Annotated in this window: 23 protein-coding genes; 8 read left to right on the top strand and 15 right to left on the bottom strand. The window is 61.5% G+C overall.

All coding sequences use genetic code 11. From position 1 onward, the window contains the following. Positions 1–52: 52 nt before the first annotated feature. The 7 genes from pedH to INQ47_RS22815 all read left to right on the top strand — a co-directional run bounded on the left by pedH (position 53) and on the right by INQ47_RS22815 (position 8,351). Positions 53–1,840: a PQQ-dependent alcohol dehydrogenase PedH gene (gene pedH, locus INQ47_RS22845; RefSeq protein ID WP_209966615.1), complete on the top strand. Its 1,788-nt coding sequence runs from the start codon at positions 53–55 to the stop codon at positions 1,838–1,840. A 316-nt stretch (positions 1,841–2,156) separates the two neighbouring features. Further along, positions 2,157–3,677 (top strand): aldehyde dehydrogenase family protein, encoded by a 1,521-nt coding sequence (locus INQ47_RS22840; protein WP_404702649.1) that lies wholly within the window; start codon positions 2,157–2,159, stop codon positions 3,675–3,677. A gap of 230 nt (positions 3,678–3,907) precedes the next feature. After that, positions 3,908–3,979 carry a pyrroloquinoline quinone precursor peptide PqqA gene (pqqA, locus tag INQ47_RS22835; RefSeq protein ID WP_003243383.1) on the top strand — a complete coding sequence of 24 codons (72 nt, stop codon included), beginning with the start codon at positions 3,908–3,910 and terminating at the stop codon, positions 3,977–3,979. Positions 3,980–4,030: 51 nt separating this feature from the next. Continuing rightward, a complete protein-coding gene (gene pqqD / locus INQ47_RS22830; protein ID WP_003254087.1) occupies positions 4,031–4,303 on the top strand; it encodes a pyrroloquinoline quinone biosynthesis peptide chaperone PqqD in 273 nt (90 codons plus the stop codon). Positions 4,304–4,392: 89 nt separating this feature from the next. Next, a complete protein-coding gene (ercA, locus tag INQ47_RS22825) occupies positions 4,393–5,556 on the top strand; it encodes an alcohol dehydrogenase-like regulatory protein ErcA (protein WP_404702648.1) in 1,164 nt (387 codons plus the stop codon). Then, entirely contained in the window at positions 5,540–7,210 is a 1,671-nt protein-coding gene (locus tag INQ47_RS22820; protein WP_404702647.1) for a NahK/ErcS family hybrid sensor histidine kinase/response regulator, read from the top strand. Before ercA ends, INQ47_RS22820 begins: the two co-directional genes overlap by 17 nt. A 526-nt stretch (positions 7,211–7,736) precedes the next feature. Beyond that, entirely contained in the window at positions 7,737–8,351 is a 615-nt protein-coding gene (locus tag INQ47_RS22815) for a hypothetical protein (RefSeq protein WP_404702656.1), read from the top strand. 42 nt (positions 8,352–8,393) lie between these two features. Here the strand turns inward: INQ47_RS22815 and INQ47_RS22810 are convergent, their stop codons facing one another. The 11 genes from INQ47_RS22810 to INQ47_RS22760 all read right to left on the bottom strand — a co-directional run bounded on the left by INQ47_RS22810 (position 8,394) and on the right by INQ47_RS22760 (position 21,226). Beyond that, on the bottom strand, positions 8,394–9,743 hold the full coding sequence (locus INQ47_RS22810; RefSeq protein ID WP_404702646.1) for a D-serine ammonia-lyase: 1,350 nt from the start codon (positions 9,741–9,743) through the stop codon (positions 8,394–8,396). Positions 9,744–9,990: 247 nt separating this feature from the next. Next, on the bottom strand, positions 9,991–10,713 hold the full coding sequence (locus INQ47_RS22805; protein WP_252459229.1) for a proteasome-type protease: 723 nt from the start codon (positions 10,711–10,713) through the stop codon (positions 9,991–9,993). Positions 10,714–10,786: 73 nt separating this feature from the next. Beyond that, positions 10,787–11,566, bottom strand: coding sequence for a transglutaminase family protein (locus INQ47_RS22800; RefSeq protein WP_209966602.1), 780 nt, complete (start codon positions 11,564–11,566; stop codon positions 10,787–10,789). Next, on the bottom strand, positions 11,563–12,513 hold the full coding sequence (locus tag INQ47_RS22795) for an alpha-E domain-containing protein (RefSeq protein ID WP_176684095.1): 951 nt from the start codon (positions 12,511–12,513) through the stop codon (positions 11,563–11,565). Before INQ47_RS22795 ends, INQ47_RS22800 begins: the two co-directional genes overlap by 4 nt. A gap of 3 nt (positions 12,514–12,516) precedes the next feature. After that, complete coding sequence (locus INQ47_RS22790; RefSeq protein WP_176684094.1) at positions 12,517–13,926, bottom strand: circularly permuted type 2 ATP-grasp protein; 1,410 nt, start codon at positions 13,924–13,926, stop codon at positions 12,517–12,519. 433 nt (positions 13,927–14,359) lie between these two features. Continuing rightward, positions 14,360–14,731 carry a RidA family protein gene (locus tag INQ47_RS22785; RefSeq protein ID WP_021782244.1) on the bottom strand — a complete coding sequence of 124 codons (372 nt, stop codon included), beginning with the start codon at positions 14,729–14,731 and terminating at the stop codon, positions 14,360–14,362. Between the two features lie 27 nt (positions 14,732–14,758). Beyond that, positions 14,759–15,454, bottom strand: coding sequence for a DUF3726 domain-containing protein (locus INQ47_RS22780; RefSeq protein WP_404702645.1), 696 nt, complete (start codon positions 15,452–15,454; stop codon positions 14,759–14,761). 2 nt (positions 15,455–15,456) lie between these two features. Continuing rightward, positions 15,457–17,151 carry a hypothetical protein gene (locus INQ47_RS22775; RefSeq protein WP_404702644.1) on the bottom strand — a complete coding sequence of 565 codons (1,695 nt, stop codon included), beginning with the start codon at positions 17,149–17,151 and terminating at the stop codon, positions 15,457–15,459. A gap of 26 nt (positions 17,152–17,177) precedes the next feature. Further along, a complete protein-coding gene (locus INQ47_RS22770; RefSeq protein ID WP_252459233.1) occupies positions 17,178–18,728 on the bottom strand; it encodes a BCCT family transporter in 1,551 nt (516 codons plus the stop codon). Positions 18,729–18,783: 55 nt separating this feature from the next. Further along, positions 18,784–19,770, bottom strand: coding sequence for a dipeptidase (locus INQ47_RS22765; protein ID WP_003254063.1), 987 nt, complete (start codon positions 19,768–19,770; stop codon positions 18,784–18,786). A 13-nt stretch (positions 19,771–19,783) separates the two neighbouring features. Continuing rightward, positions 19,784–21,226, bottom strand: coding sequence for an aldehyde dehydrogenase family protein (locus INQ47_RS22760; protein WP_103444551.1), 1,443 nt, complete (start codon positions 21,224–21,226; stop codon positions 19,784–19,786). Positions 21,227–21,321: 95 nt separating this feature from the next. On the opposite strand from INQ47_RS22760, the gene INQ47_RS22755 reads away from it, so the two are divergent. Next, positions 21,322–22,209 carry a LysR family transcriptional regulator gene (locus tag INQ47_RS22755; protein ID WP_252459236.1) on the top strand — a complete coding sequence of 296 codons (888 nt, stop codon included), beginning with the start codon at positions 21,322–21,324 and terminating at the stop codon, positions 22,207–22,209. Positions 22,210–22,275: 66 nt separating this feature from the next. On the opposite strand, the gene INQ47_RS22750 is transcribed toward INQ47_RS22755, so the two are convergent. The 4 genes from INQ47_RS22750 to INQ47_RS22735 form a co-directional block, all read right to left on the bottom strand. Then, a complete protein-coding gene (locus tag INQ47_RS22750; RefSeq protein ID WP_404702643.1) occupies positions 22,276–23,205 on the bottom strand; it encodes a LysR family transcriptional regulator in 930 nt (309 codons plus the stop codon). A 98-nt stretch (positions 23,206–23,303) separates the two neighbouring features. Continuing rightward, positions 23,304–23,813, bottom strand: a complete 510-nt coding sequence (locus INQ47_RS22745; RefSeq protein WP_252459237.1) for a flavin reductase family protein — start codon at positions 23,811–23,813, stop codon at positions 23,304–23,306. A gap of 25 nt (positions 23,814–23,838) precedes the next feature. After that, positions 23,839–24,873 carry a methionine synthase gene (locus INQ47_RS22740; protein ID WP_104961955.1) on the bottom strand — a complete coding sequence of 345 codons (1,035 nt, stop codon included), beginning with the start codon at positions 24,871–24,873 and terminating at the stop codon, positions 23,839–23,841. 26 nt (positions 24,874–24,899) lie between these two features. Further along, complete coding sequence (locus INQ47_RS22735) at positions 24,900–25,883, bottom strand: DUF1852 domain-containing protein (RefSeq protein WP_404702642.1); 984 nt, start codon at positions 25,881–25,883, stop codon at positions 24,900–24,902. Positions 25,884–25,941: the final 58 nt, after the last annotated feature.

Below are 25,941 nucleotides of genomic sequence, written 5' to 3'. Positions count from 1 at the left end.
GACACACCGGGAAATTTTCCCGGGCACAACAAAAAAACCAAAGGTAGCCGTCATGACCCGATCCCCACGTCGCCCCTTGTTCGCCGTGAGCCTGGTGCTCAGCGCCATGCTGCTTGCCGGCGCGGCTCACGCCGCTGTCAGCAATGAAGACATCCTCCAGGACCCGAAGAACCCCCAGCAGATCGTGACCAATGGCCTGGGCGTGCAGGGCCAGCGCTACAGCCCGCTGGATATGCTCAATGTCAATAACGTCAAGGAACTGCGCCCGGTCTGGGCGTTCTCCTTTGGCGGCGAGAAACAGCGTGGTCAGCAGGCCCAGCCGCTGATCAAGGACGGGGTGATGTACCTGACCGGCTCCTACTCGCGGGTGTTCGCCGTGGACGCCCGCACCGGCAAGAAACTGTGGCAATACGATGCACGTCTGCCGGATGACATCCGCCCCTGCTGCGACGTGATCAACCGCGGCGTCGCGCTGTACGGCAACCTGGTGTTCTTCGGCACGCTGGACGCCAAGCTGGTGGCCCTGAACAAGGACACCGGCAAGGTGGTCTGGAGCAAGAAGGTCGCCGACCACAAAGAAGGCTACTCCATCAGCGCCGCGCCGATGATCGTCAATGGCAAGCTGATTACAGGCGTTGCCGGCGGCGAGTTCGGCGTGGTGGGCAAGATCCAGGCGTACAACCCGGAGAACGGCGAGCTGCTGTGGATGCGCCCCACCGTGGAAGGGCACATGGGCTATGTGTACAAGGACGGCAAGGCGATCGAGAACGGCATTTCCGGCGGTGAGGCGGGCAAGACCTGGCCTGGCGACCTGTGGAAGACCGGCGGCGCTGCGCCTTGGCTGGGCGGTTACTACGACCCTGAAACCAACCTGATCCTGTTCGGTACCGGCAACCCGGCACCGTGGAACTCGCACCTGCGCCCCGGTGACAACCTGTACTCTTCCTCACGCCTGGCGCTGAACCCGGACGACGGCACCATCAAATGGCACTTCCAAAGCACGCCGCATGACGGCTGGGACTTCGACGGCGTCAACGAGCTGATCTCGTTCAACTACAAGGACGGCGGCAAGGAGGTCAAGGCTGCCGCCACGGCCGACCGCAACGGTTTCTTCTACGTGCTCGATCGTACCAACGGCAAGTTCATCCGCGGCTTCCCGTTCGTTGACAAGATCACCTGGGCCACGGGCCTGGACAAGGACGGCCGGCCGATCTACAACGACGCAAGCCGCCCGGGCGCACCCGGCAGCGAGGCCAAGGGCAGCTCGGTGTTCGTCGCCCCGGCCTTCCTCGGCGCCAAGAACTGGATGCCGATGGCCTACAACAAGGACACAGGGCTGTTCTACGTGCCGTCCAACGAGTGGGGCATGGACATCTGGAACGAAGGCATCGCCTACAAGAAGGGCGCGGCGTTCCTCGGTGCCGGCTTCACCATCAAGCCGCTCAACGAAGACTACATCGGCGTGCTGCGTGCCATCGACCCGATCAGCGGCAAGGAAGTGTGGCGCCACAAGAACTACGCGCCGCTGTGGGGCGGCGTGCTGACCACCAAGGGCAACCTGGTGTTCACGGGCACGCCAGAGGGCTTCCTGCAGGCATTCAATGCCAAGACCGGCGACAAGGTCTGGGAATTCCAGACCGGCTCAGGCGTGCTTGGCTCGCCCGTCACCTGGGAAATGGACGGCGAGCAGTACGTTTCGGTGGTCTCCGGCTGGGGCGGTGCGGTGCCGCTGTGGGGTGGCGAAGTGGCCAAACGGGTCAAGGACTTCAACCAGGGCGGCATGCTCTGGACCTTCAAGTTGCCCAAGCAGTTGCAGCAAACCGCGAGCACCAAGCCCTAACGCCTGCCTACTGCCGCTTGCTGCCGCTGATCGGTAGCAAGCGGCCCTAGGCTCTGACGAAAAGCCTTGATACTTGTTCATGCTGCGTTGAAAACCGCCTCGGAGTGCTCATGTACTCCAGTACAGTCGGGCGCGACCCCGGCCGTTCCTCGGCTGTTTTCGCCTTGCCTGACCTGCGTCTCAAGACTTTTCGTACAGAGCCTACTACCAAATGACGAGAGCCCCGCTGCCAACGATGCATTCGCCCGGCACGCGGGCTTGTTACCATCGGTGCATCGCCTGTCGTGGGACAGGCACCGACCCGCAGAGGCTCAGCATGATCTACGCACAACCCGGAACTCCAGGCGCCGTCGTATCCTTCAAACCCCGTTATGGCAACTTCATCGGTGGCGAGTTCGTGCAGCCGTTGGCGGGCCAGTACTTCACCAACAGCTCGCCGGTCAATGGCCAGCCGATTGCCGAATTCCCGCGCTCTACGGCCCAGGACGTCGACCGGGCCCTGGACGCCGCGCATGCCGCCGCCGAAGCCTGGGGCAAGACCTCGGTGCAAGACCGCGCCCTGGTACTGCTCAAAATTGCCGACCGCATCGAACAGAACCTGGAAGTGCTGGCGGTTACCGAAAGCTGGGACAACGGCAAGGCCGTACGCGAAACCTTGAATGCCGACGTGCCGCTGGCAGCCGACCACTTCCGCTATTTCGCCGGTTGCATCCGCGCCCAGGAAGGTGGCGTAGGTGAGATCAACGAAGGCACTGTGGCTTATCACATCCACGAACCGCTGGGTGTGGTGGGGCAGATCATCCCGTGGAACTTCCCGCTGCTTATGGCCGCCTGGAAGCTTGCCCCGGCCTTGGCCGCTGGCAACTGCGTGGTGCTCAAGCCCGCGGAGCAGACGCCGCTGTCGATTACCGTCTTTGCCGAACTGATCGCCGACCTGTTGCCGGCAGGCGTACTGAACATCGTCCAGGGCTTTGGCCGTGAGGCCGGCGAGGCGCTGGCCACCAGCAAGCGCATTGCCAAGATCGCTTTCACCGGGTCCACCCCGGTGGGCTCGCACATCATGAAGTGCGCGGCCGAGAACATCATCCCGTCCACCGTCGAACTGGGTGGCAAGTCGCCGAACATTTTCTTCGAAGACATCATGCAGGCCGAGCCGGCGTTCATCGAGAAGGCTGCCGAAGGCCTGGTGCTGGCGTTCTTCAACCAGGGCGAGGTGTGCACCTGCCCGTCACGGGCGCTGATCCAGGAGTCGATCTACGAACCGTTCATGGCCGAGGTGATGAAGAAGATCGCCAAGATCACCCGCGGCAACCCGCTGGATACCGAAACCATGGTGGGTGCCCAGGCATCCGAGCAACAGTACGACAAGATCCTTTCGTACCTGGAAATTGCCCGGGAGGAGGGCGCGCAGTTGCTCACCGGCGGTGGTGCCGAGCGGCTACTGGGTGACCTGGCCAGCGGTTACTACATTCAGCCAACCCTGCTCAAGGGCAATAACAAGATGCGCGTGTTCCAGGAAGAAATCTTCGGGCCGGTGGTGGGCGTGACCACCTTCAAGGACGAAGCCGAAGCGCTGGCGATCGCCAACGACAGTGAATTCGGCCTGGGCGCCGGCCTGTGGACGCGCGACATCAACCGCGCCTATCGCATGGGACGCGGGATCAAGGCCGGGCGAGTGTGGACCAACTGCTACCACCTGTACCCGGCGCATGCGGCGTTCGGGGGGTACAAGAAGTCCGGTGTTGGCCGTGAGACCCACAAGATGATGCTTGACCATTATCAGCAGACCAAGAACCTGCTGGTGAGCTACGACATCAATCCACTGGGCTTCTTCTAGACCGCGTCGCGGCCTTCGCGGGCTCGCCCGCTCCCACAGGTTCACCGTTGGTTCCAGAACCAGTGAAGAACCTGTGGGGGCGGGCGAGTCCGCAAAAGGGCCGGCACATGCATGGCCTACCCGTACCAACGCACCCCGCAAGCTCGTTCCAAAGTAGCATTCGGTCCAGTCCGCCCCCGTGCATTAATGCTTCTACCGGAATCCTCCGGCACAAGAAGAGGACTTGCCCTATGTGGACTAAACCCGCCTATACCGACCTGCGCATTGGCTTCGAAGTGACGATGTATTTCGCCAACCGTTGATGACGGCCCGGCCATCGCCACGGTGGCCGGATCCTCCTGGAGCATGCGCCTGTGAACCTGATAGATCGCCAGCAAGCCCTTGCCTTGGGGCGCGGCTTGCGCCTGGACTGGGAGCCACAGAAGGCTTGCCACGTGCTGTTGTACGCCGGGGGCATCATCGAGCTCAATGCCAGTGCCGGCTGGGTCCTGGCGCTGCTGGACGGCCACAGTACCGTGGCAACGGTCATCGACCGCCTGGCACAACGCTTCCCCGATGTACCGGGGCTCGAAGAGGACGTGCTGGCATTTCTGGAGGTGGCCCGCGCCAAATCCTGGATAGAATGACCGGTAGCCCCGCTTTGGTCTGGTTGCTTTCGTGGTGGGATGCTTTACGCTGGCGTTTATCTTCCAGAACAATAAGAACAGGCTTACCGATGAGCCAGAGTTTCAGCCCCCTTCGCAAGTTCGTATCGCCTGAAATCATCTTTGGTGCCGGCTGCCGGCACAACGTGGCCAACTACGCCAAAACCTTCGGTGCGCGCAAGGTACTGGTGGTCAGCGACCCTGGCGTGATCGCCGCTGGCTGGGTGGGGGATGTGGAGGCCAGCCTGCAGGCCCAGGGCATCGACTACTGCCTGTACACCGCCGTGTCACCCAACCCGCGGGTCGAAGAGGTGATGCTCGGCGCCGAAATCTATCGGCAGAACCACTGTGACGTGATCGTCGCCGTTGGCGGCGGCAGCCCGATGGATTGCGGCAAGGCCATCGGTATCGTGGTGGCCCATGGACGCAGCATCCTCGAATTCGAAGGCGTGGACATGATCCGCGTGCCCAGCCCGCCGCTGATCCTGATCCCGACCACCGCCGGCACCTCGGCGGACGTGTCGCAGTTCGTGATCATTTCCAACCAGCAGGAACGCATGAAGTTCTCCATCGTCAGCAAGGCGGTGGTGCCGGACGTGTCGCTGATCGACCCGCAGACCACCCTGAGCATGGACCCGTTCCTGTCGGCCTGCACCGGCATCGATGCGTTGGTGCATGCCATCGAGGCCTTCGTGTCTACCGGCCACGGGCCGCTGACCGACCCCCATGCGCTGGAAGCCATGCGCCTGATCAATGGCAACCTGGTGGAGATGATCGCCAACCCCACCGATATCGCGCTGCGCGAGAAGATCATGCTCGGCAGCATGCAGGCGGGGCTGGCGTTTTCCAATGCGATCCTGGGCGCAGTGCACGCCATGTCGCACAGCCTGGGCGGTTTCCTCGACTTGCCCCATGGCTTGTGCAACGCGGTGCTGGTGGAGCACGTGGTGGCGTTCAACTACAGCTCGGCGCCGGAGCGTTTCAAGGTGATCGCCGAGGTGTTTGGGATCGACTGCCGCGGTCTTAATCAACGGCAGATCTGTGGGCGCCTGGTGGAGCACTTGACTGCCCTGAAGCATGCCATTGGCTTCCATGAAACCCTGGGCCTGCATGGGGTGCGCACGTCCGATATCCCGTTCCTGTCGCAACACGCGATGGACGATCCGTGCATCCTCACCAACCCCCGTGCGTCGAGCCAGCGTGATGTCGAGGTGGTCTATGGCGAGGCCCTCTGACGAGCAGCAGCGGGCGTTAGCCGGGCTGCTGGGGCTGGGTGACCACTCGGCGCGCAAAAGCCATTACCCGGAGCTGTCTGCCCGCCTGGACGAACTGGAAGCCGAGCGCAACCGTTACAAATGGCTGTTCGAAAACGCCGTGCACGGGATTTTCCAGGCCAGCCTTCAGGACGGCATGCGTGCCGCCAACCCGGCGCTGGCCCGCATGCTTGGCTACGACGACCCGCAAGCGGTGCTTTTTTCCCTGACGGACCTGGCCGCCAACCTGTTTGATGGCGGTGCCGAGGAGTTGCAGGCGATCACGGCGGTGCTCGCCCGTGATCACAGCCTGCACGGCTACGAAACCCGTTTGCGGCGCAAGGACGGCAGCCATCTCGATGTGCTGATGAACCTGCTGCTAAAACCCGGCCATGAAGGGCTGGTGGAGGGGTTCGTTGCCGACATCACCGAACGCAAGCTGGCCCAGCAACGCCTGCAACAGCTCAATGACGAACTGGAGCAACGGGTCGCTGCGCGTACCGATGAATTGCTGGAGGCGCGTGATGCCGCCGAAGCCGCCAACCGCAGCAAGGACAAATACCTCGCTGCCGCCAGCCATGACCTGCTGCAGCCGTTGAACGCCGCGCGCTTGCTGATCTCGACCTTGCGCGAGCGGCCATTACCAGAGGCCGAGCATGTGCTGGTGGAGCGTACCCACCAGGCCCTGGAGGGCGCGGAAGACCTGCTGACCGACCTGCTGGACATTTCCCGGCTCGACCAGGCTGCCGTCAAGCCGGACGTGGCTGTGTACCGCCTGGACGAGGTGTTCGCGCCGCTGGTCTCGGAGTTCAGCTCGGTGGCCGATGCAGCAGGCCTGAAGCTGCATGCACGCATAGCCGATTACGCCATCAGCACTGACTTGCGGCTGCTGACGCGCATTCTGCGCAACTTCCTCAGCAACGCTTGCCGGTACACCGACGAGGGGCGGATCCTGCTCGGGGCGAGGCGCCGCGGCGGCCAGTTGCGGCTGGAGGTGTGGGATACCGGGCGAGGCATCGCGCAGGATCGGCTGCAGGCCATTTTTCTCGAGTTCAACCAACTGGACGTTGGTCGCGCTGCCGATCGCAAGGGTGTCGGCCTGGGGCTGGCCATCGTTGAACGGATCGCCAAGATTCTCGGTTACCGGATCGAAGTGCGCTCGTGGCCGGGGCGTGGCTCGGTGTTCAGCATCGAGGTACCTCTTGGCAAAGAAGTGCCGCTGGCTGTTCATCAGGCTGTGCCGCTGCCCAGCGCCGGTAATCCGCTACCGGGCCGCCGCCTGCTGGTGCTGGACAACGAAGTGAGCATACTCGAGAGCATGGGCGCGCTGTTGGGGCAGTGGGGGTGCGAAGTGGTCACGGCGACCGACCAGGAGAGCGCCTTGCTGGCGTTGCAGGGGCGAGCCCCGGAACTGATCCTGGCTGACTACCACCTGGACCATGGCGTGGTGGGTTGCGAGGTGGTGAGGAACCTGCGTGAGCATTTTGCGACTGCCATACCGGCAGTGATCATTACCGCAGACCGCAGCGATCAGTGCCGGCGTGGCTTGCAGAAGCTAGGGGCGCCGCTACTGAACAAACCTGTGAAACCCGGGAAACTGCGGGCGGTATTGAGCCAGTTGCTCCTGGTGCATTGACTGGGTAGTCGTTCACCATTCAGCGAAATAGAGCACTTAAATGGCCTGTCGCGGAGTTTGGATCCACGGGTCTTTAAAACTTACCATTCGGTCAGCTTGCAAGCAGTTAGTAAACTAACTAATACGGCTTTAAATACCGCTGGTCGGTGCTTTTGCTCAAGAAATGAACGATTTGCCAGTGGGTCGCTCATATTTGCCAGCAAGTGTGTTCTTCAAGCAGCGCACTTCGCACCTCTCCCCAGAACGTAATGGACGTTCAACTTGATCTGAATCGCAGGGATGCACACGGGGCTTTTTTACCTCTGACGATGGAGTAACGCCATGCCCAACCGAGGCTCAACGGTTGAGCCACTGTGTGCAATTGAGTAACCATTCGATGTTTCAATTAACGATATGAATTTGGTCTTCCTAGTGCGATCAAGTCGTACACATGTTCGTTGCAAGGCCATCTAGCGCTGATGCATTACGTGGAGAATTCGACGTGGAGTTTAATACAATTATTAGCCTGTTCGGGCAGAAAGAATCCATGGAACTGGTGCGGTTGTCGGTCATTTATGTTCATTTACTGGCCTGTTGTATCGCCATCGGCCTGGTATTTACCAGCGATGTCGAGATGGTCAGGGACTTGTTGAAGGGGCATCAACAGGCCAGCCATGACGGTAAGCACATGGCGCGATTGCAGGCGTCCGTTGCCAATGCCTTGATATTCTTGTGGCTTACCGGTGCCGCGGTCATTGGTATCGATTACCTTGAAAAGGGCATGAGTTATTTCGCCAATCCCAAACTTCACGCAAAAGTCATTATTGTCTTGCTCCTGACCTTTAATGGCATGTTGTTGCATCGTTATGTATTACCTGCCTTGCTCAAGGCCGGTTCTTTGCTTGACCTGAATATAGGCGTGCGGATGTTTGCGCTGTTTTCTGGTGCACTGTCAGGTGTTTCCTGGTTATATGCAGCGATGCTGGGCGTCGGTCGGCCACTGGCCTGGAAGTATTCGTTGACCGAGTTGCTGTTGGCCTATCCGGTGATGATCCTGCTTGGCTTTGCCCTGATGGCCGCACTGACCCAGTGGGCGCGAAAACGCAATATGGTCAAAGCGACGCCAGCACCTGTGTGGCCGCTGGCGGGCATTCCTTGCTGATGGCCTGAGGCATTGCAACGGCGTTGCGAACCGGCGCTTCGGTTACACGTTTGCCTGCTCGCTGCGCCCTTTGGCCAGATAGGCGTTGAACTCATCTTCCGGCACCATGCTGCCCCCCGTTCCCCAGACGAGGTGGGTGGCCTGTTGCAGCCGGGCTGGGGTGAAGCGTTGGCGGGCCAGGTACTCGTCGGCTTGCAGCACCCGTAGCATACCCGGTACGCCGGCCAGGGCAGAGGGCTCCAGTTTGACCTTGTCCTGCTCATGGGCGATGACCATCAAGCGGTACAGCTCTTCGTCGGTCACGGTGTAGTAACCATCGATCAGCCGCTGCATGGCTTTGCCGACAAACCCCGACGGGCGCCCGACCGCCAGGCCGTCTGCGGCGGTGATGTTGTCGATGCCGAAGTCCTGCACGCTGGTTTCATCATGCAGGCCGGTATAGACACCCAGCAGCATGCAGGGGGAGTGGGTGGGTTCGGCAAAGATGCAGTGCACCGCATCGCCGAACACCAGCTTCAGCCCGAATGCGACACCGCCCGGGCCGCCCCCTACGCCGCACGGCAGATACACGAACATTGGATGGTCTGCGTTCACCTGAATACCAGCCTGGTCGAGTTGCCGTGCCAACCGTTCGGCGGCGACGGCATAGCCGAGAAACAGCTGTGGGGAGTTTTCGTCGTCGACAAAATAACAACTGGGGTCTGAGGCCGCCTGCTGGCGACCCTGCTCGACCGCTACGCTGTAGTCGCACGCATGTTCTACCACTGTCACGCCGTTGGCCCGCAGCTTGTCCTTCTTCCATTGCCGGGCGTCGGACGACATGTGCACGCTCACCTGGAAACCCAGCTTTGCGCTCATGATGCCAATCGACAGCCCCAGGTTGCCGGTCGAACCCACGGCGATCGTATGCTGACTGAAAAATGCGCGGGCCTGGTCGCTCGCCAGTTGGGTGTAGTCATCCGTTGGCGTGATCAAGCCGGCCGCCAAGGCCAGGTCTTCGGCGTGCTTGAGCACTTCATGGATACCGCCCCGGGCCTTGATCGAACCGGAGATTGGCAAGTCACTGTCCGCCTTGAGCCACAGGCTGCCTGCGTTCTGCAGTGATCCTTCTTCGACAAGCACCTGGCGCAGCCGTGGCAGCGGGATGACAGGCGACTCGATGACCCCGCCGGCAGCGGCTGTTTCGGGGAACACAGTGGCCAGGTAAGGCGCGAACCGCTGCAGCCGCGCGCTGGCCGCTTGCACGTCGGCAGCCGTCAGGCCCACATCGTGCAGGGCTTCTGCAGCCTTGGCGATACCAGGGTTGAACCAGCAGGTCTGCTTCAGGGCAACCAGCTCGGCGATGATCGGGTGGCTTTGTTGCCAGGCTTCCAGGGTTTTTCCGTGAATCATGATTTCACCTGCAGTGCAGTCTGTGGGCCGCCAGCAGCAGTCTCGTGACAGGGGGAAGGGGCAGGATAACCCACGGAGTCTCGAACATTACACATTGGCTTTACTGAGGTGTTGCCTGTCCGGCCCCTGCGCGGGCTTGCCCGCTCGCACAGGACATCACAGCCTTCAAGGCTTGCGCAGTACCTGTGGAAGCGGGCCAGCCCGCGAAGGGGCCGGTACAGGCAATGGATCTGAACCGTTTGCTTGTTCAGCCATAAGGCGGCGCTGGCAGTTCGGCCAGCAGGGTTTTCAAGCCGTCGCTCCACTGCCTGCGAATCTGCTGGTAATAGGCATCGTCGCTGGTAATGCGCTTGCGCGTCATGCTTTCCAGGCTGTTATTGCGGTACACCAGCAAGTCCAGCGGCATGCCCACCGACAGGTTGCTGCGGATGGTGGAGTCGAACGAAATCAGGCCGCAGCGCAGCGCTTCATCGAGCGGCGTGCGGTAATCCAGGTTACGGTCGAGTATTGGTCTGCCGTACTTGCTTTCACCCAGTTGCAGAAACGGGGTGTCCGGCGTGGCCTGGAAGAAATTGCCTTGTGCATACACGTTGTAGATGGCCATGGGGCCGCCGGCTATCTGGCCGCCGACGATGAATGAACTGCTGAGGTCGATATCGGCCGTGAGCTTGCTGCGGTCTCTTTTGACCACCTCGCGCAGGGTGTCGGCGACCAGCACCGTTGCATCGTACAGCGTGGCAACGTTCAGCAGGTGGGGGCCGTTGCCCTGGGTGCGTTGCTGCAGCAGGTTGATCACCGACTGCGAGGTCGCCAGGTTGCCGGCGGTCTGCAGCACGATCAGCCGCTCGCCCGGCACGCTGAAGACGAACAACTTGGTAAACGTGGAGATCTGGTCGATGCCGGCGTTGGTGCGTGAGTCGCTGATGAAGACAAGCCCGTCCTCCAGGTGCATGGCGACACAGTAAGTCATGCGGTTTCCCTTGTGTTGCGTGTGGAAGGGTCTTGCCGCACTCGCGCGGCAAGACCGGTCTGAAGCCAGTCTGTCACTGGCGATGCACGTGAACGCTGGCCTGCATCGATTCGGCGCCGCCGCCGCGGCGTACGCCCCTGACCGGGCAGGCGTCGAGGTAGTCCAGGCCCACCGCCAGCTTCAGGTGACGCTCTGGCCGGGTCAGGCGGTTGGTAATGTCGAAGCTGTACCAGGCATCGTCGACCCAGGCTTCGGCCCAGGCGTGGCTGGCCAGGTGTTGTTCATCCTCGGTGCACAGGTAGCCGGACACATAGCGTGCCGGCACCCCCAGGCTGCGCGCGCAGGCCAGGAAGGCGTGGGTGTGGTCCTGACACACGCCCGCGCCACCGCTAAAGGCTTCGATGGCCGTGGTACCCACCGACGTTGCGCCAGGGCTGTAGGGCATGTGCTCGGCCAGGCCTTGCATCAGCCCGATCAGTGCTGCCCGGTCGCGGTGACTGCCACATTGCCGGGCGGCGAAAGCAATCAGGGTGTCGTCGGCCTGCGTCAGGTGGCTGCCGCGCAGGAACGGCAGGGGCGACTGGCTCTCGGTTTCGTGTTCGCAATCCGGGTCGATCTCGACCTGGCCGTGTGCGGTGAGTGCCAGGTGGCCATGGGGTTTGTCCAGTGTCAGCACGTGCAGGATGTTGCCATAAGGGTCGATCTGGCCCTTTACCTTGCAGGGCAGGTCCAGTTGCCATTGATTGATACGCTGGCGTTCGCTGCTGCGCGGTGTCAGGCGCAGGAACTGGATACTGTTGCATACGTCGCTGGCGTAGTTATAGGTCGTGTCGTGGCGAATGGACAGTTTCATACAACCTCCAGGTAGGAGTGATGGACGGCCTGGCCCAGTTGGTTGATGCGGCCGATGAAGTCGCTCAGCCAAGGGTGCAACCCGGCATCGAGGATTTCGTCGATTGCGGTGTAGCGCAGGCGCGCATTCAGTTCGGCGGCCATGCGCTGGGCGGCACGCCCGGTACTGCCCGGCAGACCCGCCAGGATCAGGTCCAGTTCCTCGATGCAGGCATGCAGCGAGCGCGGCACGTCCACCCGCAACAGCAGCAGCTCGGACACCGGCCGGGCACTGGGCGCGGCGCGATAGAGCTCGTTGAAGGCCTCATACGAGGTCAGCGCGCGCAGCAGGGCGCTCCATTGGTAATAGCCGCGGGCGGAGTCGTCGCTGACCTCTTCGGAGGCCTCGCCGAACATTTCGTAGCGCGCATCGAGCAGGCGCAGGGTGTTGTCCGCCCGTTCCAGGAAGGTCCCCAGGCGAATGAAGCTGTAGGCATCGTTGCGCATGATGGTGCCGGAGGTCGCGCCGCGGAACAGGTGCGATCGTTCCTTGACCCAGTCGCAGAACTGGCTGATGCCATAGCGACCAAGGCCATTGCTGGCAATGTTGCGCATTTCGATCCAGGTGGCGTTGATGTTCTCCCACATGTCGGCGGTGATACGGCCGCGTACTGCATGGGCATTGGTCCTGGCAGCCTGCAGGCAGCAATAGATGCTGCTGGGGTTGGTGGCGTCGAGGGCGAAGAAGTGCAGCATGCGCTCGGTGTCGAGTTCATTGTGCCGACGCAGGTAGTCGTCCAGCATGCCCGAGGCCATCAGCGACATTGCCAGTTCGGTATGGCCGTCGCTGCGCCCGGCCTGGGGCATCAGCGATAGCGAATAGCTGACCTCGAGCATGCGCGCGAGGTTTTCTGCACGTTCCAGGTAACGGGACATCCAGTACAGGTCGGAAGCGGTTCGCGAAAGCATGGCTCAGTCCTCCACCACCCAGGTGTCCTTGGTACCGCCGCCTTGCGACGAGTTGACCACCAGCGAGCCTTCCTTGAGCGCCACGCGCGTCAGGCCACCGGGCACCAGGCGGGTTTCACTGCCCGACAGCACGAACGGGCGCAGGTCGATGTGACGCGGTGCGATGCCGCTGTCGACGAAAGTCGGGCAGGTTGACAGGCACAGCGTCGGTTGAGCGATATAGGCGTGCGGGCGGGCTTTGATGCGCGCGCGGAAGTCCTCGATCTGGGCTTTGGTCGAAGCAGGCCCGACCAGCATGCCATAGCCGCCGGAGCCCTGGGTTTCCTTGACCACCAGTTCGGGCAGGTGGGCCAGTACATGGGACAGGTCTGCCGGCTTGCGGCACTGCCAGGTCGGCACGTTGTTCAGGATGGGCTCTTCGCTCAGGTAAAAGCGGATCATGTCGTCGACATAGGGGTAGATGGATTTGTCATCAGCCACGCCAGTGCCGACGGCGTTGGCCAGCACCACATTGCCGGCGCGGTAAACCGAGACCAGCCCCGGCACGCCCAGCATCGAATCAGGGTTGAAGGACAGCGGGTCGAGGTAGTCGTCGTCCAGGCGGCGATAGATCACGTCCACCTGCTGGGGGCCGGCCGTGGTGCGCATGTAGACATGCTCATCACGCACGAACAGGTCGGCGCCTTCGACCAGCTCGATGCCCATTTCCCGGGCCAGGAAGGCATGCTCGAAATAGGCGCTGTTGAAACGGCCGGGCGTGAGCAGCACCGCGGTGGGGTTGTCCAATGGGCTGGCGCTCTTGAGCGTGTCCAGCAACAGGTTGGGGTAGTGGTCGATGGGCGCGATACGCTGGGCGGCAAACAGTTCGGGGAACAGGCGCATCATCATCTTGCGGTCTTCGAGCATGTAGCTGACGCCGCTGGGGGTGCGCAGGTTGTCTTCCAGCACGAAATAGCTGCCATCGCCGTCACGTACCAGGTCGACACCGGCAATATGCGCATACAGCCCACGGTGCAGGTCCAGGCCCTGCATGGCGATCTGGTAGCCCTCGTTGGCCAGCACTTGCTCTGGCGGGATGATGCCGGCCTTGAGGATGCGCTGGTCGTGGTAGATGTCCTGCAGGAACAGGTTCAGCGCCTGTACCCGTTGAATGCAGCCACGCTCGACCGTGCGCCACTCGCTGGCGCGGATGCTGCGCGGGATGATATCGAAAGGGATCAGGCGCTCGGTATCCTGCTTGTCGCCATACAGGGTGAAGGTGATGCCAGCGCGGTGAAACAGCAGGTCGGCCTCGCGCCGACGCTGTTCCAGCAACTCCAGCGGGGTGTTGGCCAGCCAGCGGGCGAACTCCTGGTAATGCGGGCGGCAGTTGCCGTCCGCTTCGTACATTTCATTGAAAAAAGCCCGGGACATACCCACTCCTTGCCGCCGTTACCGGCAGCTTCATTGCGGTTCATCTGCGTCTTTCAGGGTGCTGCCTTGCTGGGGTAAGTGGGAGCTGTGTCTCGCGTTAACCTCGGTCTCGGTAGATTGCCTGTGCGTTGAGCACAATCAGTCTTAGCAATAAAAGTGCCGAATACGCTTGGCGGTTCTGGGGATGCAGGAAATGTGAGGGGCACACCCGATCTGTGCTGCCTGGCAGCAAGGGCCGGCGCATCAAAAAAGGGCGCTTTTGATTCGGGCGCGGGTTTTGAACCGAAATGGGGCACCGGTCGGTGCCTGGCGGGAGAAAAAGGGAATATTCCGGGTGCATGACTTGGGGGGAAGGGGGCATGCATCGAGTGCCGCGCGGGCGGCACCCGATTGAACAAACGCTGAATATCGCGAGGCGAGCGCCTTCAGGCCCTCAGAGGCAGGCGTAGACCACCAGCTCCACCAGCATTTCTTCCCGGGCGAGGCCCGCCACCACTACGGCCGCGCGGTTGGGGTAGGGTGCCTGGAAATACTCGGCGTACACAGCATTTACAGTTGCCAGATAGCGGCGGTCGGTCACGTAGATCAGTACCTGGGTCACGGCATCCAGCGAGCTGCCAGCGGCTTCCAGGGTGTGGCGCAGGTTGTCCAGTGTCTGGCGGGTCTGTGCCTCGATGCCGCCGGCAACCACCTGGCCCTGCGTATCGATTGGGATCTGGGCAGTGTACAGCGTACCGTTGCCGACGACCGCCCATTCCAGTGGCGCCCTGGAGGCGAACAGCTCGGTCTTTATTGCATGCTTCATGGGTTGTTTCCTCAGTGGCAAGGGTGTTCAGTCGGCGTCGCTGCCGCCGCCTGCACCGTGGCGGCGTGAGGCATCGGTGCTCTCGACAAGGATGTGTTCGGCCAACTGCCTGAGCCTTTGCCAGGTATGTTCGTTGACTGTAAAACCTTGCTGCAGTGTGCGCTGCGGGTCGGTTATTGCCTGGGCGGTCTGGGCTGGCCGGGTGAACAGCACCGTTACGTCTTGCGCGGCCGCTTCAATGGCCTGGGGCCGAGTTTCACTGCTCAGATCCGGGCGCGGCATGCCAGCGGTAAAGTCGGCCCAGTGGTATTGGCGGGCGTCCTCCCAGCGGGCTTGCACGTGCAGCCCCTGCACAGCTGCTCGGCTCAGGTAGCCCAGCAACAGCAAACGGTTGTGGCAGTGGCGGATGCGCAGTTCGGCCTGACCACAGCGCATGGCCTTGGCTGCCGCCAGTTCCACCGCCGTCGCGGCGCAGCGCAACACGCTCTGGCCCTTGGCGTCGATCACCAGCAGGGCGTTATCCTCATGGCACAAGGCGTATGGCCGTGCAGCTTCGGCTTGCAGATAAAGCAACGCCTTTTCCAGTGCACCGACGCCATCGAGCCCCTGCAGTTGCAACCAGCCCACGAGTTCGGCGGCATCCTCGCAGTCGCCCGGGGCGAAGCCCATGCCTTCGAATGCCTTGCGGCACATCACCTGTATTTCGTTAAGCGATACGCGCATGGTCAAAGCTCCCTTTGCGGCATGACTGCGAAATTCCAGTCGTCTGCGAACGGCTGACCGATGTCGCTGACCAGCGGCGCGCCCTGGAACAGCGTGATACGCACCCAGCGGCTTGACTTGGGGTCGAATTTCCCCGCGCCGAAAAATGCCAGTTTGCAGCGCAGCAGGTGAATCGGCAGCATGTCCCGGGCCAGCAGATTGGCACGGATTTCACCGAAGTTTGTTTTTGCCATGCCTTGCAGGCGGCGTACCGTACCCTTGAACATCGGTTGGGCGATCAGGAAGTGAGCGGTCAACGCCTGGGGCTGCAGTTGCAGGTGCTCCAGCAGTGCGCCATGGCACTGCTGGATATTGCGGGCAATGCCCAGTTGCATTTCTTTTTCGGCCCCCGGCTCCTCTGCGCGTATGCCCAGACGTGGTTCTTCTTTCTCAGCTGAGCGGTACCAGAAGAAGTGCTCCGCATCGGCAGCACTTAAGTCGTAGCGCAACGCCCAGCCATACTGCTGCTCGATGAGCTGGCGCAGTTGTCCAAGGGGCATCTGGGCGTCCAGCTGCCAGCCTTCGTTGACCCCCATGTGCTCGGCCAGTGGCGCGACCTGCTCGGGGTACAGCTCCAGCAGCAGGCTGACCAGAAGCTCCTGGCAGCCCACCCCCGTATGTAATTGCGCCCAGGCCAGCAGGCGCGGCCAAAGGCCCGTGCCGTCGGCTTGCGTGCCAAGCCAGGTGGCCAGTAAAGCAAGCTCGGCCAAGATTTGCAGGTTCTGCTCATGCTGGCGCTGGTCTTCGGTCCGGGACTGACCCAGGTGCAACTGGGCGCGGGCCAGCAATTGCTGCAGGCGTGCCAACGGGGCGGGCTCCGCCGACTGCGCCAGCACCAGGGCCAGGGCCGTTTCCCGCGTACTGATCCAGTGCTCCACCAGTTGAGGGTGGTTGATCAGAAAAGGGGCCATTCCCAGCCCGGTCGCGTTGCCTACCCCCAGGTAACGTTGAAGGCCCGGGGCCAGTTGCACTGCCCGCTGCGGCGCGAGTGCCCGGGCCATGTGGTTGATCTGCTCGATGCTGAAGTGACGCAGCAGGTAGACGGTGAACATCTGCGCGCTGAACGGTTGGTTGAAGTCCGGGTTATCTTGCAGGCAACCAAAATCGGCGATGCCGAACTTGCCGTTACCGTAAACCGCGGTGGTGCGATACAGGTAGCCGACTTCAGCCAGTTGCTCTGGATCGGGCTGGCGACCTTCTGCCAGCGCCGCCAGAAACCGGTCGAAATTGCGCAAGCTACGGTTGGCCCGCGACAACACCAGCACGCGAGCATCGAAGCGGCCGGCTTCCTGCAGCGGCACGTTGCGTTGCAGGTCGGCCAGTTGTGCCGAGTCGACATCGCCGGCCACCAGCACGAAGCTGACGTCCCACTGGTCGGCGATGACCCGATCGCTGCGCTTTTCCGGCGGCAGGTAGGCCGAGAAGATCACGCAGTGGTAATGGCCGTTTGGCGTTTCGATGCGGTAGATCGCAGTGCCGAAGCCTTGGCCATCGAGGTCGAAACAGCTGCGCCGGATTTGCCAGCGCTGCTGCATCATCCGCCGCATGCTGCTGCGCACGAAGCTTAGCGGGCTCTGGAAGTGGCTACCCAGCCGGGCCAGGTCCATGACTTGGCTGGCAGGGCGCAACGCGGGTATTGCAGGCACGCTGTTGGGCATTGTTGTTGTACCTGGATGGATCATGTTCAGACGCCTTGTTCACGGGCCATGTTTCGAGCGATGCGCACGGCATCCCACAGCGCTGGCAGGATCACCAGCGACACCGGCACCGCGGTGATGACAATGAAGGATTGCAGGGCCGTCACACCGCCTGCGCCAATGGTGATCAACACCACCGCCGCCAGGCCCATGCCGATCGCCCAGAAACCGCGCAACCACTTCTTCGGTTTATCGTCGCTGGACATCGCCAGCGCCACGGTGAAGGCCATGGCGTCGCCATTGGTGGCCACCGAGATGAAACTCAGGAACAGGAACAGCGCGCTGACAAGGCCACCCAGTGGCAGGTTCTGCGTCACTCCCAGCAACAGGTCTTCAGGCTTGGCGCCATGGGCGGTGACGATGCCTGGCGTTTGCAGCTCCAGGCCGATCCCGGTACCGCCCACCACAGTGAACCAGAACATGGTCACCAGCGGTGCGATGATCGACAGCGTCATGATGATTTCGCGGATGGTGCGGCCCCGCGAGATCCGCGCGACGTACAGTGCCACCATGGGCGCGTAGCCGATGAACCAGCCCCAGTAGAACACCGTCCACCAGTCCAGCCATTTGGGGTCGGCACGGAACATCGTCAGGGGGATGAAGTGCTCCACGTGCAGGGCAAAGGCCGCCGGGAAACCGCCGAGGATGAACAGCGTCGGTCCGAATACCACCATGAACAGTGCCAGGCCGATCATCAACCAGACGTTGATCTCGCTGACAAAGCGGATGCCTTTAAGGCCCACCAGGCACGAGACAGTGTACATCGCGGTAACCAGGACAATGGTCAGCGACTGGGTGACGATAGTGTTGGGCAACCCCCACACGGCGTGCATGGCGCTGCTGATCTGCAGGCCAAGGAAACCGATCGGACCGATGGTGCCGGCCACTACCGCGATGATCGAGGCCGCGTCGGCCAAAGTGCCGATCGGGCCCTTGAGCGCTCGCTGGCCGAACAGGGGGTAAAGCAGGGTGCGCGGCGCCAGCGGAAGGCCTTTATCGTAATGCAGGTGCATCAGCACGATCGCCAGCAGGCTGCCCAGCACGGCCCAGGCCAGGAAGCCCCAGTGCACGAACGATTGCGCCAGTGCCGCGGTAGCCGCCGCTTCGCTGTGCGGTTGCAGGCCGGCGAAGAAGGGCGGTGGGCTGGCAAAGTGCATCAAGGGTTCGGCAGCGGCCCAGAAGGCGCCACCACCTGCCAGCAGGGCGCACATGATCACTGCGATCCAGTTGAAGGTACTGACGTCCGGGCGCTGTGTGACCCCGCCCAGGCGTACACGCCCGCATCTGGAAAAACCGATAATCAGGCTGACGGCGAAGGTTGCCAGCATCAGCACTTGCCAATAGAGGCCAAAGGCCTTTGTCGACCAGGCGAACAGGGTATTGACCAGCGCCGACACGGTGTCGATGTCGATCAGCGCCGCCAGCAGGAAGGCGCCGAGGAATCCTCCGCTGATCAGGAACAAGGGCCAGTCGATATCGCGTGCCATAGGCAGGCCCATGGCCTGGCCGTCGGCCTGCAAGGTAGTTGGGTTTTTCATGAAACCTCCGGAACCTGCGATTCTTTTTATTGTTGATGCTGTCCGTGCAAGGGGTTCAGGCCTGTGCCGTGGTGGCGGTCTCCAGCAGGCGCAACCAGTTCAGCCCCATGATGTTGCCCACGTCGTGCTCGGCAAAGCCGCGGGCGCGCAGGCCCTGGGCAATGTTGCGGAAGTCGCGGCTGTCGCGGAACCACTGCAAGGGCGCCGGCCAGTTGGCGTTGTCCCTGGAGCCTTCGCCGTAGTCCTTGTCCTTGCTCCAGCGCCCGTTGCGCATCCATTCCAGCACTGACAAGGGTTGCGCCTGGCACAGGTCGGTGCCGATGCCGATGTGCTCCACACCCATCAGGTCGGCGGTGCGCGCGACCATGTCGCAGAAACTTTCCAGGCTACAGTCCGAGGCACCCTTGAGGTGGAACGGGTAGGTGCTGAACCCCAGCAGCCCGCCGGACTCTGCGATCCCGCGTAGCACCGCATCGGATTTGTTGCGCTTGGCGGCGTGGAAGCTGGCAGGGTTGGCGTGGGAGATGATCACCGGTCGACTCGACAGTTCGATGGCCTCAAGCGTGCTTCGCTCGGCGCTGTGAGACATGTCGATGAGCATGCCGACGCGGTTCATTTCGGCGATCACCTGGCGGCCGAAGCGGCTGATGCCGTTGTCCTCGCGCTCATAGCAGCCGCTGGCCAGCAGGCTTTGGTTGTTGTAGGTCAGCTGCATGACGAACACCCCGAGCTGGCGGAAAACCTCCACCAGGGCAATGTCGTCCTCGATCGGCGAGCAGTTCTGGAAGCCGAAGAAGATGCCCACCCGGCCCTCCTCGTGGGCCAGGCGGATGTCGCTGGCCGTGCGCACCGGGCGGATCAGCTCGGGCCATGTCTCGAAGCGGCGGTTCCACTCGCCCAGGCGCGACAGGGTTTCGCGTGCGTTTTCGTGGTAGGCGATGGTGGCGTGCACCGCGCTCAGGCCACCGGCCTGCATCTGCTGGAATATTTCCTGGCTCCAGTTGGAGTACTGCAGGCCATCGATCATCAAAAGGTCGTGCATGGCATGTATTCCTTCAGGGCCGCAGGTAGGTGGTCTTGACCACGGTGTAGAAGTCGCGAGCGTATTGCCCCTGTTCCCGGGGACCGAAACTCGAGGCTTTACGGCCCCCGAATGGCACGTGGTAGTCGGTCCCGGCGGTGGGCAGATTGACCATCACGCAGCCGGTCTGGGCGCGGCGCTTGAAGTGGCTGGCGTGGCGCAGCGACTGGGTGATGATCCCGGCTGTGAGGCCGTACTCGGTATCATTGAGCGTGGCCAGCGCCTCTTCAAAATCGCGCACGCGGATCACGCAGGCGATGGGGCCGAACACTTCCTCGCGGTTGATGCGCATGTCGTTGCGGCTGTTGATGAACAGGGCAGGGCGCATGTAGTAGCCATCGGAGGCCAGTTGCAGGCGCTCGCCACCTTCGATCAGGGTGGCGCCTTCGGCCTGGGCCAGTTGCAGGTAGGCCAGGTTCTGTTCCAGCTGGCGCGCGTCAGCTACCGGGCCGATCTGTACGCCAGCCTCCAGTGCATGGCCGACCTTGAGCTGGCGCATGCGCAGGCGCAGCGCCTCGACGAAGCGGTCGTGGATGCCGTCGCAGACGATCAGCCGTGACGACGCGGTGCATTTCTGCCCAGTGCCAAAGAAGGCCCCGTTGAGCGCGCATTCCACGGCCAGTTCGAGGTCGGCGTCGTCCATGACTACCAGGGCATTCTTGCTACCCATTTCCAGTTGGCAGCGCACCAGGTTACCGGCGGTGGCAACCGCTACGCGTCGGCCCGTCTGCAGAGAACCGGTGAACGTCAGGGCATCGATCTCGGCGGACTGGATCAGGGCCTCGCCGACGTCAGCACCGCTGCCCATCACCAGGTTGAAGGTGCCGCTAGGCAGGCCCTGACGGCTGATGATCTCGGTGAGCGCCCAGGCACTGGCCGGCACCAGGTTGGCCGGCTTGAACACCACGGCGTTGCCGAAGGCCAAGGCCGGGGCGATTTTCCAGGCAGCGGTGGCCATGGGGAAGTTCCATGGGGTAATGATGCCCACCACACCCACCGGTTCGCGATGCACTTCGATGTCGACCCCTGGGCGCACCGAGGCGGCAGTCTCGCCCATCTGGCGCAGCACTTCGGCGGCGTAGTAATGGAAGAACTGGCCGCTGCGGTTGACCTCGCCGATGCCTTCGGCCAAGGGTTTGCCTTCTTCTCGCGACAGCAGTTCGCCGAGTTCTTCCTTGCGGGCGATCAACTCGTCGCCGATGGCCATCAGCACTTGTTGGCGGCTTTCCAGAGCACTGGCAGCCCACAGGGGTTGAGCGGCGCGGGCGGCCTGGATGGCCTGGCGGGCCTGTTCGGCGCTTGCTTGATGGTACTGGCCGATCAGGTCGCCAGTGTCCGAGGGGCTGTAGTTGCCCAAAGTGGCGTGGCCTTCACACCACTGGCCATCGATGTAGTTGTTGTAGGTCTTGTGTGACATGGATGAACGCCTCCGTTTGCATGGCATTCATCATGCGAGCAATATGCAGCAAATAAAAATTAATAAAAAAAATGCTTTGATAAGGAATGCTAACCATGTTGCCCGAGCTGAAAATCGCGCAGTTGCGTTACTTCGTACTGGTCGCCGAACATAAGAGTTTCCACGCGGCCGCCCGCCAGGCCTTTCGCACCCAGCCTGCGATATCCCTGGCCCTGCGTGAACTGGAGCAGAAGCTGGGGCAGGCACTGGTCGAAAAGGGCGGTGGTCGGGTAGAACTGACGCCATTTGGCGAGCATTGCCTACCGCTGTTTCGTGGCTTGATGGAGCACCATGACCGTATTGCCCGTGAAGCCATGCTGTTTGCCCGGCATGAAATTGGCCAGGTCAGTATCGCCACCGTGCCTTCTGTGGCCAGCCGAATGCTGCCAGGGCCGCTGGCCCGCTTCGTGGCCGCGCACCCCAATGTGCAGGTCAGCATTCAGGACGGTACGGCCGAACGTGTGCAGCAGTTGCTCGCTCAAGGGCAGGTGGATTTCGGCATCAGCAGCCTGTGGGTGGACGATGACCAGCTCGAATTCGCCCCCATCGTGAATGATCAGGTTGGCGTGGTGTGCCGCAGCGACCACCCACTGGCGCAGGCGGGGGGGCAGCTGCATTGGGCGCAGTTGCTGGGCGTGCCGATGATCCGCAACGGTACCTCGCAATTACTGGCGGGTACCGAGGCCGAGGGTTTGCTGGCCGATAGCCGGCTGTTCATTTCCAACATGATTTCGTTGATCGCCATGCTGGAGGAGGGGGTAGGGATCAGTACCTTGCCGTACCTCGCTTTTCCGCAGGAGAACGAAAAACTGGCGTTCGTACCTCTTGTGGAGCCCAAGGTAGAACGGCATATCGGCATGCTCACCCGCAAAGGGCGCAGCTTGTCACCTGTGGCGGGGGCACTGATGGCGTTTCTGCAAGTGCAATTGGCGAAGGCTAGCTGATTCGTTGGCCGTAGGGGCATGGCGCGCCATGGCCGGCACAGAGGTTCGCAAACGCACGCCCGGCTTTCAGAGAACCGGGCCTGAAGGCACGCTGACACCTGCCAGCGTGGTGAACGAGATGTCCTTGGCCGTCAGCAGAAAATCACTCACGTACGGCACCTCCAGCATGTCACTGCGCAGTGCCGCATAGAGGTTTGCCTGCAGGCCGTGTTCGCCAAGGCGCTTGGCGGTTACATAGCCGCGCGAACTGTATTCGTGCACGGCCCAGTTGGGCAGGCAACAGACGCCGCGCCCGGACGCAACCAGTTGCATCATCATCACGGTAAGTTCTGAGGTACGGACCTGTGCGGGCTCGACGTCGGCGGGGTCGAGGAAGCGGGTGAAGATGTCCAGGCGGGTGCGTTCGATCGGGTAGGTGATCAATGTCTGGCTGGCGATATCGGCGGGCTCCAGGTACGGCTTGTAGCGCATGGCGTGGTGGTTGTCGATGGCCAGCAGCGCCTCGTAGCTGAACAACGGCACATAGCTGATACCCGGCAGTGTCACCGGGTCGGAGGTCACCACCAGGTCCAGGTCGCCGCGCTCCAGGGCTGGCAGTGGCGCGAAGGAAAAACCGGAGGCGAGGTCCAGTTCCACCTCAGGCCAGGCGCTGCGGAACTCATCCACAGAAGGCATCAACCACTGGTAGCAACTGTGGCACTCGATGGCGATGTGCAGCCGTCCGGCGCAGCCCCCGGCCAGTTTGCCCAGGTCCCGTTCGGTATTGCGGATCTGAGGCAGCACCTGATCGGCCAGCTGCAGCAGCTTCAGCCCGGCGCTGGTGAAGCGCACCGGCCTGGATTTGCGCACGAACAGTGGCATGCCGATGCGCTCTTCCATATCGCGGAACTGGTGCGACAGGGCTGATTGTGTCAGGTGCAGGCGCTCGGCGGCCTCGTGCAGGCTGTCGGTTTCACGCAGCGCGTGGAGGGTTCGCAGGTGGCGTAAATCGATCATGAGTAAAATGGCGGATCAACGCAGTAATGGCGGGTTTTCTTCACTGCTGCGTGATCCTGACAATTCCTTTGATGGGTTTTCCGTGAGTGGGGTGAGGCTCAAGCCGCGTGAGGCGCGGCGAGGTTGCAGTACTGCCCCTTGAAATACAGCAGCGGCTGCGTGGCAGCAGTGGCCTGCAGGTTCAACGCTTTGACTTCGCCAATCACGATCAGGTGGTCTCCGGCGGCATGTTCGGCGTGAATTTCGCAATCAAGCCAGTGCAGGCTGCCGGCAATGATCGGGTTGCCCAACGGCGATGCTTGCCATTCGACGCCGTGCCACTTGTTGGCGCCGCGCCGTGCAAACTGGTTGGAAATGCCGACCTGCTCACCTGACAGGATGTTGACCGTGAAGCGCCCAGCCTGGCGAATTTTCGGGTAGCTGGCCGAACTGGACATCACACTGAATGACACCAGCGGCGGGCTCATCGACACGCTGTAGAACGACTGGCAGGTGAAGCCGATCGGCTCGCCCTCAAGGTGCGATGTAATCACCGTGATGCCGGATGCGTAGTGCCCGAGTGCCTGGCGAAAAGTCGACGGCTCGATCGCCGTACCGGAAAGCAACATGGTAGGTCCTGTGGCTGCATTCATTTCAGCGTGCGTTAGCGAGTTCCTGGCGGACAATTGCCGCGCCTGCACTCAATGCCTTGAGCTTGCCGCTGGCTACCTGGCGAGGCAGGGGCGCCATGCCGCAGTTGGTGCAAGGGTAGAGCTTGTCGGCATCGACGAATTGCAGGGCCTTGCGCAGGGTGGCAGCGACCTGTTCGGGTGTTTCAATGACATGGGTGGCCACATCGATGGCGCCGACCATGACTTTCTTGCCACGAATCAGCTCGAGCAAGTCCATCGGAACATGCGAGTTATGGCATTCCAGCGAAATGATATCGATGCTGGACTGCTGCAGTTTGGGGAAGGCCTGTTCATATTGCCGCCATTCTGAACCGAGGGTCTTTTTCCAGTCGGTGTTGGCTTTGATGCCATAGCCATAACAAATATGGACGGCCGTTTCGCACTTGAGGCCCTCGATGGCCCTTTCCAGGGTAGCTACGCCCCAGTCATTCACGTCGTCAAAGAAAACATTGAATGCCGGTTCGTCGAACTGAATGATATCTACGCCCGCAGCTTCCAGTTCTCTGGCTTCCTGATTGAGAATCTTGGCGAACTCCCAGGCCAGCTTTTCGCGGCTTTTGTAGTGATTGTCATACAGTGTGTCGATCATGGTCATGGGGCCGGGCAGCGCCCACTTTATCGGCTGTGTGGTGTGCTGGCGGAGGAACTTGGCATCTTCGACAAACACCGGCTTTTGTCGAGCGACAGCACCCACCACCGTCGGTACGCTCGCATCGTAGCGATCACGGATTCTGACGGTTTTCCGTTGCTCGAAATCAACGCCGCTGAGATGCTCGATAAATGTGGTGACAAAGTGCTGCCGGGTTTGTTCACCGTCACTGACGATGTCGATACCGGCGTGTTGTTGTTCTTGCAAGGCCAGGCGCAAGGCATCCTGTTTGCCTTCGATCAGTTGCTCGTCTTGCAACTTCCACGGTGACCAAAGTGTTTCGGGTTGAGCAAGCCAGGCGGGTTTAGGCAGGCTGCCGGCCGTGGAGGTGGGTAGCAATGTGTTCATGAACAGTGACCTTGTGCTTTGAATGTTCAACGTGCGTATTGAGCGGACCATTGCGCCAGCGTGGCCTGGTAGGGTTTGACAAATTGCTCCTCGGCAAATTTGCCCTGCTCGATTGCCAGGCGGCTGCGCTCTTCCCGGTCGTAGACAATGCGCGTGAGCGAGTAGTCCTGGTTGTTCAGGCTGGGCTGGTAGGCCTTGCCTGCAGGAGAATTGGCGTTGTAGATCTCGGGGCGGTAGATCTTCTGGAAGGTGTCCATGGTGCTGATGGTGCTGATCAGCTCAAGGTCGGTGTAGTCAGCGAGCAAGTCACCGGCAAAATAAAACGCCAGCGGGGCGACGCTGTTCGGCGGCATGAAATAGCGCACCTTCAAGCCCATTTTCTTGAAGTATTCATCCGTCAGCGAGTATTCATCCTGCTGGTATTCAACACCTAGCACAGGGTGCTGATTTTCGGTGCGCAGGTAAGTCCTGCTGCTCGATACGCTCAGGCAGATAACCGGTGGTTTGCTGAAATGCTCCTGGTAGGTTTGCGAGTTGACGAAGCACTTGAACAGGTTGCCATGCAGCTCGCCGAAATGCTCGGGTGTGCTGAAGGTCGACCGATGCTTGTTATGCTCCAGTAACACTACGCTGAAGTCGTAATCGCGTACGTACGAGGAGAAGTTGTTGCCTGCCATGCCTTCGAGGCGAGTATTGTTTTTGCGATCGACAATATAGGTTTTCAAGATTTCGATCAGCGGCAGGGCATTGCCGTGCTGCGCGTTTTCAAGGTTCATTTCCACCGATATGATATCCAGCTCTACGCGGTAGCGATCATGTTCGGGGTTGTCCCAGTGCGCCAGCGCATTGAAACGGTTATTGATCATCGTCAAGGTGTTGCGCAGGTTTTGCTGGCGGTTTGCACCCCGTGCCAAATTGGCGAAGTTGGTCGTGATGCGGGTATTTTCGGCAGGACGATAATGTTCGTCGAACGCAATGCGCTTGACGGTGAATATTGGCGCTTTATTCATGGTGACGGCTTCCAGGTGCCTGAGTGTGAGCAACTCAGTGCTTGTCAGTTGCGTAGGC

Source organism: Pseudomonas sp. 3HC3 (assembly GCF_044904505.1).
Classification (GTDB): Bacteria; Pseudomonadota; Gammaproteobacteria; order Pseudomonadales; family Pseudomonadaceae; genus Aquipseudomonas; species Aquipseudomonas putida_Y.
The sequence above is the reverse complement of the archived record's forward strand: the minus strand, read 5'-3'. Positions and strand labels throughout refer to the sequence as shown.